6 protein-coding genes and 1 pseudogene are annotated in these 7,571 nt (G+C 67.5%); 2 read left to right on the top strand and 5 right to left on the bottom strand.

Annotation, left to right across the window (positions count from 1 at the left end; genetic code table 11):
- Positions 1-118: 118 nt before the first annotated feature.
- Positions 119-1,348 (bottom strand): hypothetical protein, encoded by a 1,230-nt coding sequence (locus tag M6444_RS10970; RefSeq protein WP_298326864.1) that lies wholly within the window; start codon positions 1,346-1,348, stop codon positions 119-121.
- Positions 1,349-1,511: 163 nt separating this feature from the next.
- Here M6444_RS10970 and M6444_RS22980 point away from each other — a divergent pair.
- Positions 1,512-1,577 (top strand): annotated as a pseudogene (locus M6444_RS22980) (zinc-ribbon domain-containing protein); the annotation flags it as partial.
- Positions 1,578-1,640: 63 nt separating this feature from the next.
- Positions 1,641-2,855, top strand: a complete 1,215-nt coding sequence (locus M6444_RS10965; protein ID WP_298326861.1) for a S1C family serine protease — start codon at positions 1,641-1,643, stop codon at positions 2,853-2,855.
- Between the two features lies 1 nt (position 2,856).
- Here M6444_RS10965 and M6444_RS10960 read toward each other — a convergent pair whose 3' ends face one another.
- From M6444_RS10960 to M6444_RS10945, 4 genes are all read right to left on the bottom strand, one after another.
- On the bottom strand, positions 2,857-4,335 hold the full coding sequence (locus tag M6444_RS10960; protein ID WP_298326858.1) for a hypothetical protein: 1,479 nt from the start codon (positions 4,333-4,335) through the stop codon (positions 2,857-2,859).
- Positions 4,336-4,503: 168 nt separating this feature from the next.
- Positions 4,504-5,007, bottom strand: coding sequence for a hypothetical protein (locus M6444_RS10955; protein WP_298326855.1), 504 nt, complete (start codon positions 5,005-5,007; stop codon positions 4,504-4,506).
- A 47-nt stretch (positions 5,008-5,054) separates the two neighbouring features.
- Complete coding sequence (locus M6444_RS10950) at positions 5,055-6,209, bottom strand: hypothetical protein (protein WP_298326853.1); 1,155 nt, start codon at positions 6,207-6,209, stop codon at positions 5,055-5,057.
- Positions 6,210-6,250: 41 nt separating this feature from the next.
- The coding region (locus tag M6444_RS10945) for a hypothetical protein (RefSeq protein WP_298326850.1) at positions 6,251-7,571 on the bottom strand (1,321 nt) is incomplete at its 5' end.

The following is a 7,571-nucleotide window of genomic DNA, read 5'->3' as shown; positions in this document are numbered from 1 at the left end:
ACGTCCTCCTGCCATGGCGCCCCCTCCACAGCTACTTCCACCCGGAGATCATGGTAAGCGCATGCCAGAGCATTTGACTAGTCAAGCATCGTCGCCTACCTGCTGGCCTGACTTGATGTCACAGTTGCGGCAACCGGCTCGGGTCGGGCGGACGGAGATGATCGAGGCCGGTGGGAAGCGGTTCGGCGTGGAAGATCGCCAGCGATTGTGTGCATCGCGACAGGGCCAGGTGGAGTGCGGTTCGGCCGGATTCGGCGATGATCTCGTCCGGCGCGACGACGGCGACGGCGTCGAACTCCAGGCCGGCCACCTCCGCGGGCGCGGCTACGGTGACGCGCTGGCCGCTAACGGCCAGGCGGCGGGTCGCGTCCAGCCGGCTGGGCGGGACGACCACGGCGACGTGGAAGCCGGTGCCGGCTGCGGCGGTGGCGGCGCGGACGGCGTCGGCGGTGAGTTCCGCGGCGTCGGTGGGCCGGATCAGCGGCCGGCCGATGCCGTCGCGCACGCTGGTCACCGACGTCCCGATGGGCTGGCGGCCGAGCAGGTCGGCGACGGGGTTGGGCAGTCGGAAGCTGGTGGTCAGGATGACGTGATGGGCGGCGGGCAGCGCGGATCCCGGCGCGGGTGGCAGATCACCGAGAAGGGTGAGTGACGGCGACCTGTCCGCGAGCGCGGCGAGTTCGCCCGGCGAGAGGGCGTGCGCTTCGTCGACGGCGAGGTGCCCGTAGGCGGTGTCGACGTCGTCGATTACGAGGACGTCGTCGGCGTCCAGGGCCGACAGGACGGCGGTGACCCGGCTACGCAGCGGGGCGGACGGTGCGACGTAGGCGATGCCGGTCGCGCGGATCTCTGGGTGACGGTGGGCGAGCCACGCGGCGCGGTGGAGTCCGGCCTGCGTCTTGCCGGTGCCGGGCCCGCCGCTGATGACGACCGGAGAGGCCGGGTCGGCGACGATGGCGTCGTACTGCTGGGCGGTGAGGGTGGCGGTGGCGGCGCGCATGGTGTCCGCGCGCCGCTCCATCTGCTCTCGTGCCGCGGCGCCGGTGCGGTCGTCGCCGTCGACGATCTCGTCGTGCAGCGCGGTGAGGCGGCCTGCGCGCTCGACGAACTGGCGCTTGAGCGTGACGGTCGACGGATCGGCTACGTAGAACGGCGCGGCGTGCCGGCTGTGCCAGGCGACGACGAGGGGCGTCTGGTCGTCGACGACGTCGCACCGGCCGACGTAGCGGCTCTCGCCGCCCTGATCGATCCGGCCGAAGATCAGCGGCTCACCGGCCGGGTCCGTGGCGCGCGCGTAAGCGCGGTCGAGAACGTCCTGTTCAACGGCCAGTTCGGGATGGGGTGCCACGGTCCTCCTTCTCGTCGCGCCGACTGTAATGGTCGGCGACAAGTCGAGTGTGATCGGGGCTGGGCACTTCGGTGGGCGGCTGTCCGGTTATCGAACTCAGGACAAATCGCCCACGTGTCATGGGTGTATGCCATCGTGAAAAGTGAGCGAACGGGGGACGCTCATGTACTGCGGACGTTGTGGTGCCCACCTGGAAGATCGGGCGCGGTTTTGCTCCGCGTGCGGCGCACCGGTCGGTCGTGACAGCGCGGAGAAACCCAATGGTCGCCGACGCCGGCGGGGGACCATCGCGATGGCGATCGTGGCCGGGGTGACCACGGCCGGGGCGTCGTTGCTGGCGTTCGAGGTTTTCGAACGCAACCAGCCCGACGGGCCGCGAGTGCAGGTCGCCCAGGACGAGGAGATCGGCGGATCGTCCCCGCCCGCACAGCCGCCCGGTGAGTCGCCTTCCGAGGAGTCCGTGGAATCGCCGGAGGGCGGAACGACCGCGCCGAACACCGACGACGTGCCGAGCTTCGTCGACCTGCACGACCAGGTAGCCAGCGGCGTACTGATGGTGCAGGCGTCGACGTGTGAGGGCACCGGCGTCGGTTCGGCCTTCCTGGTGTCCGGCGATCGCATCGTCACCGCCGCCCACGTCGTCGCGGAGGCCGCCTCCGTCGCCGTCGTTCAAGACGATGCCACGTACGAAGCCGACGTGGTGGGCATCGACTCGACCAACGACATCGCCATCCTCGAGACGTCCGTCGCCCTCGCCGGCCACGAGTTCCAGCTGGCCGACGACGAGGTCGCCGCCGGGGAGGCGCTCGCCGTCATCGGACATCCACAGGGTGCACCGTTGACCATCACGTCCGGCACCGTCTCGCGGGCCGACGATGATCTGTGGCCGGACTTCCAGGTCGACGCCAGCGTCAACCCGGGCAACTCCGGAGGCCCGGTCGTCCGGGCGGACGGCGACGTCGTCGGCATGGCCGTGGCCAAGGACGGCGAAGCCGAAGGGCTGGCGTACGCGGTACGCAGCGAGGTGATCGCCGAAGGCGTCACGGACCCGAACGCGCTGCCGGCGCCCGACGTCGCGGAGTGCGACACGCCGCTGGGGCCGGATTCCGGTTCCGAACTGCCGGAGGTCCCCGCCGGTGACGAGCTGGAAGTCGCTGCTGCCGCGACGCTGGCGAACTACTTCGACGGCATCAACACCGGCGACTACGAATGGGCGTTTGAGCAGCTCTCGCCGCGACTGCAGGCCGGATCGTCGGTGGACTCGTTCGCTGAGGGTTTACTGACCAGCTACGACTTCGACTTCGCCGTTCACTCGGTGGAGCCGACGGACGACGGCGCCCTGGTGTGGCTGGAGTTCGTCAGCTTGCAAGCGGCGGAGTACGGGCCCGACGGCGAGTCGTGCACCCGATGGTCGCTGGACTACGAACTGGTGTGGGACGACGCCAGCTGGTTGCTGATCGATCGGGTGACCGGGCACGACGGCGCCGGGCACGCCCCCTGCACGTGAGTCACGTCAGCGGCCAGGTGTGGACGGGCTCGTTGGTGTGCATCTGGGCGCAATAGCGACGCAGCATCTCGCTCAGCGCCGACGATCGGTCGGCCCCGCTGTGCTGCTCTATCTCGTCCACCACGGCGGTCTGCCAGGTCGCGCCGGTCTGCCCGGTGACGCACCGCTGCTCGATGATCCCGAGTAGCCGTTCTCGCTCGTCGGCGTCCACGCCCCATCGTTCGAGCCCTTCGTGCGCCATCGGCAGCAGGAGCCGGAGCACCAGTTCGGTGGCCCGCACCCGGCCGACGCCGGGCCAGTACGCCATCGCGCCGATGCCGTCGCGCGCGGCGATCTCGAAGTTCTCTTTCGCGGCCGAGAACGACATCTGGGTCCAGATCGGGCGCTCGGCTTCGGCCAGCGTGCGGGTGAGGCCGAAGAAGAACGCGACGTTGGCCAGCACGTCGACGACGGTCGGGCCGGCGGGCAGCACGCGATTCTCCACGCGCAAGTGCGGCTTGCCGTCGACGACGGCGTAGATGGGCCGGTTCCACCGGTAGATGGTGCCGTTGTGCAGCGTCAGCTCGTCCAGGTTCGGCGTCTTGCCTTCGTCCAGGATGGCCAGCGGATCGTCGTCTTCACAGATCGGCAACAGCGCGGGGAAGTAGCGCACGTTGTCCTCGAACAGGTCGAACACCGAGGTGATCCAGCTGTCGCCGAACCACACCCGCGGCCGCATACCCTGCGCTTTCAGCTCCACCGGGCGCGGGTCGGTGGCCTGAACGAACAACGGGATGCGCGTCTCGTGCCACAGTCGCTTGCCGAACAGGTACGGCGAGTTCGCCCCCACGGCCAGCTGAATCCCCGCGATGGCCTGCGCGGCGTTCCAGTACGAAGCGAACGCCTCCGGGCCGACCTGCACATGGGCCTGCACGCTCGTGCACGCGCCCTCAGGCGTGATCGAGTCGGCGACCAGGGACAGCCGCTCCTTCCCGCCGATCTCGATGTGCAGGTCCTCACCCCGCGCGGCGAAGATCTGGTTGTTCAACAGGGCGTAGCGCGGATTGGCGCTGATGGCGTCGGCGGTGACGTGCTCGGGCATCAGCGTCGGCAGGATGCCGATCATCACCATCTGGGCTTTCGCGTCGGCGGCGCTCCGGTTCGCGGTGTTCAGGCTGGTCCGGATGGTGTCCTCGAACCCGGCGAACCCGCCGGCGGCGAGCACGCGCGGCGGCACGTTGATCTCGATGTTGAACTGGCCGAGCTCGGTCTGGAACCGCGGGTCCGCGATGGACGCGAGCGCGTCGGCGTTGACGTGCGCGGGGCTGAAATCGTCGTCGACGAGGTTCAGCTCGATCTCGAGACCGGTCAACGGACGTTCGACGTCGAACTGTGCATCACGCAGCATGCGGGCGAACGCGTCGAGGCAGCGGCGGACCTTCTCGCGATAGATCCGCCGGTCCTCACCGGTGAACTCGCGCGCGGCGACGTCCTTACCCATGGACACCACCTCCTCCGGTGCTGCATGGATCACGATACGCCGCGCTGCGGGGTGTTTGGAGTGGTTGGCGCTGTTGGATGGTGGGGTTGGTGGATTCGATGGTTGGTTGGTTTTAGGCGTCATAGCGCCCAAGATCAACCAACCATAAGCTCGGGGGCAGGTTTGGTGTTAGCCGGCTGGGAGCTCACCTGGTTGGGGCTCGCGCAAGCCGCGGTCGGTGAGTTGCTTGAGGTGCTCGAGCCAGCCCTCCGGGGCTGAGCGGAAGCCGACGGATTGGGTGGCGGAGAGCTCGACGGCTGCGTTGACGTCGGCGAACGTGAGGCCGCGAGCTTCCAACCACGCCGGGGCACCTGGGCTACTGAACTCGGGTGTCTCGTTGACGGCATAGACCATGTAGTCGGTGAGCCGGCGGTGCCCCCAGTGTTCTTGAGGGACGGCGAACGGGTCACCTGGCGGTGGCTCCGGCCCGAAGGCGTCGTACCAGATGTTGCGCAGCCACTCGTTGGTCATCCACTGCGTATCGCCCTCGGATGGGGGCGCGAATGACGAATCGCGAATGTGGGCCGCGAACTCATCGCGGAACGCGCGGTAGTTGCCCGTGGTGTCGTTGGCGAGCATCTCGGGAGCTTCCTCGCATGCCTCGACATAGAAGCTCGGTTCGTAAGTCGCCATCCCAAAACCGCTGGAGAAAAACGCTTTGAAGTTGCGGGATATGGGCATCATTCAAGATCCTCCAGGCGAATGTTGGCAGGGTGCGGCTGATCAACCGGAAAGCATGTCACGAGCTGCCAGGCAGGGCCAACGCGCTTAAACACGACGGTGGCCCCCGGGTCGATCCCTTCAGAGATCGGATCGAAGTTTGTGCCGTAGACGTGTGTGTTGCCGTTCTTCATGGCCAGCTTGCGAGCCGCAATCCAGTCTCTTTCCATCTCCTCCGTACTGGTTGCGGTGCCCCTGTAGCCAGATGCATCGCCAGCAACGAGACCTGCCGCGTCCGCGCTTACATGAATTCCAACACGTGTTTGTTCCTCTGCGAGGTTGGAGTTGAGGAATTCGTTGAGGTCGCCGTGGCTTTCATGTGCAACGCTCAGTAGAGCTTCGAGCGGCTTTGCCAGAGCCTCCACCGAAGTAAATCCTCCGGTCCTCGCGCCTGCCCAGTGCCTTGTCGAAACCGAGCCATCAGAATTGAGTCGCCAAGCGTTCTCTCCACGTGGGTCTAGGAGCCAGATGAGGCGCGCTAGTTGGTGCTCCTTGGGAATTTGGGGACCATGCCGTTCTGCTGCGTGACAACTTTCATTCTTGAGCAGCGCGATTGCTGCAGCGCGGTGATCCACGCTGGGCTCTTCCTCGTTCCGCTGCAGCACGTCGATGGCGGCCTGATCGGCGACAACACGCTCGATCCTCAGGCGACCGGCATTGTCGACAGTGAGTGTGATGCCGCCGTCCACGGATGCGATGAGGTCGCGGATGTACGTGCGAGCGAATCCGGCCGGAAACTGGTTGGCGAATGCGTCGACGTCGCGAACAGCGATGGTTGTGGGTTCCAGTGGCCCAAGAGCGACGTTGACGCCGTGGTAGGGAGCGAGCAACCCAAGTAGTTCGTGGACCTCAGCGAGGTACGTGCGTCGTCCGTCGCTCAGGGCACGGACGACGTTGGTCTCCATCTGTCCGCCGATCGCCAAGATCTGGTCCGTGAGGTCGTTAAGGCCGGGCACGCGGACGTTGACGAGCACGCGAGCGACGTCGTCGACCTCCTTACGAGCCTCGTGCCCGGCGTCGTCAGCGCGGCGCTCCAGCTCCACGCAGGTGCGAAGCAGGCCCTCGATCGTCGCGCGCAACTCGCCGCGCATGGCCGTGCCGGCGTTGTCTGCCATCCTTCACCTCCCTGCGCGGTGACAGGCGAGGATACCGGTCGTCACGTCGCCAGCGAGTGATCCGGTGACGGCGTCGCGCGGCGGATCGCTTCGAGACGTTTCGGCCACGACGCGTGGTCGCGGAACGGCGCGGCCAGCCAACGCAGCGGCCTCGGTAGCCGGCTGCCGAAATTGTCGTCGATCCAGGACGCAGCTTCGGCCGTGAGCGGCATGCCGATCGACGCCGCCAGAACGTCGTAGGTCAGTTCCTCCCGACGACGCAACCAGCTGTGCCACGCCAGCACCGCGAGCGCGCACGGGATCACGACGGGCAGCGCCTGCCACGTGGACAGCGAGAGGGCCACCTGTGCCGCGTTGAGCGCGATCACGGCGCCGACGTAGACGGCGACGATGCTGGCCCGGCGCCAGCGCCGGCCACGAGTGTCGAGGCGAGTCAGTCGGGCCACTTCGCGTCCGATGATCCCGCACGTCACCTCATACGGCTGGATAGCGACGTGGCGGGACAGGGCAAGCCGGAAGTGCTTTGGCGCACGCCGCCACAATCGCCAGTCCGGCCGGAAGCTGGTGATGTAGGCGGGGTCTCCGTGGGCGGCGCGTCCGCGTTCGAGTCGTTCCTCGGGGCACAGATGGACGACGTGGGGAGCGGTGACGCGCAAGGTGACTGCGGCATCGTCGGCGATGGCTTGCAGGCGCTTTGCTTCGGTCCACCAGGTTTCGTGGTCGTCGGCGTCGATGAGCGCGGCGAAGTCGGTGGTGTCGGTGTGCCACTGTTCGCCAGGCATGGCGCGTCGGACTCCTTCAGCGACATAGCGCTTGAGGCGGTCGCGGTAGCCGGCCGGTTCGGGGCGGTGGTGTTTGAGATCCGCGCTGGTGTTGGTGCCGCGCGCGGTCTTGAGTTGGCTGGGTGTCAGTTGCCGGGCACTACACCAGGTCGTCGTTTGGGCGTGCAGCTGACTGCCTGGAGGCGCGTCGTGCGTGGTCAGCGCGCGCATGGCCGGCGTCCACCGGGTGGTGCCCCAGTCGTCGCGTGTGACGGGGTAGGGATCGCCGGGCGCGGGGTCGGGGCCGAAGACGTCGAACCACAGGTCGCGCATCCACTCGTCGTTGGCCCACTGTGGGGTGTCCAGTGTCAACGGTCGATGCGACGACGAGCGGATGCAGCGGGCGAGATCGTCGCGCAGTTTACGCATGTGGTCGGGCAGCTTGTTGGCCGCGATGAGGCGGGCGGTGCGGGCACAGAAGTGCAGGTACTCCTCCGGGGCATGGCGTTGCATGAGCTGGATGAAGTGGATTCGCCGCCGGTAGTCCTCGTCTGGTGGCACGGCCGCCTCCTGGGTGTGGCTCGCGTGGGGTGAGTCGTCC

This window comes from Haloactinopolyspora sp. (assembly GCF_027324685.1).
GTDB lineage: Bacteria > Actinomycetota > Actinomycetes > Jiangellales > Jiangellaceae > Haloactinopolyspora.
The sequence above is the reverse complement of the archived record's forward strand: the minus strand, read 5'-3'. Positions and strand labels throughout refer to the sequence as shown.

What these genes read in the sequence shown, in the direction of transcription:
- M6444_RS10960 (WP_298326858.1), bottom strand. Translation starts at nt 4,335, where the DNA reads ATGGGTAAGGACGTCGCCGCGCGCGAGTTCACCGGTGAGGACCGGCGG.
- M6444_RS10950 (WP_298326853.1), bottom strand. Translation starts at nt 6,209, where the DNA reads ATGGCAGACAACGCCGGCACGGCCATGCGCGGCGAGTTGCGCGCGACG.
- M6444_RS10965 (WP_298326861.1), top strand. Translation starts at nt 1,641, where the DNA reads ATGGCGATCGTGGCCGGGGTGACCACGGCCGGGGCGTCGTTGCTGGCG.
- M6444_RS10955 (WP_298326855.1), bottom strand. Translation starts at nt 5,007, where the DNA reads ATGGCGACTTACGAACCGAGCTTCTATGTCGAGGCATGCGAGGAAGCT.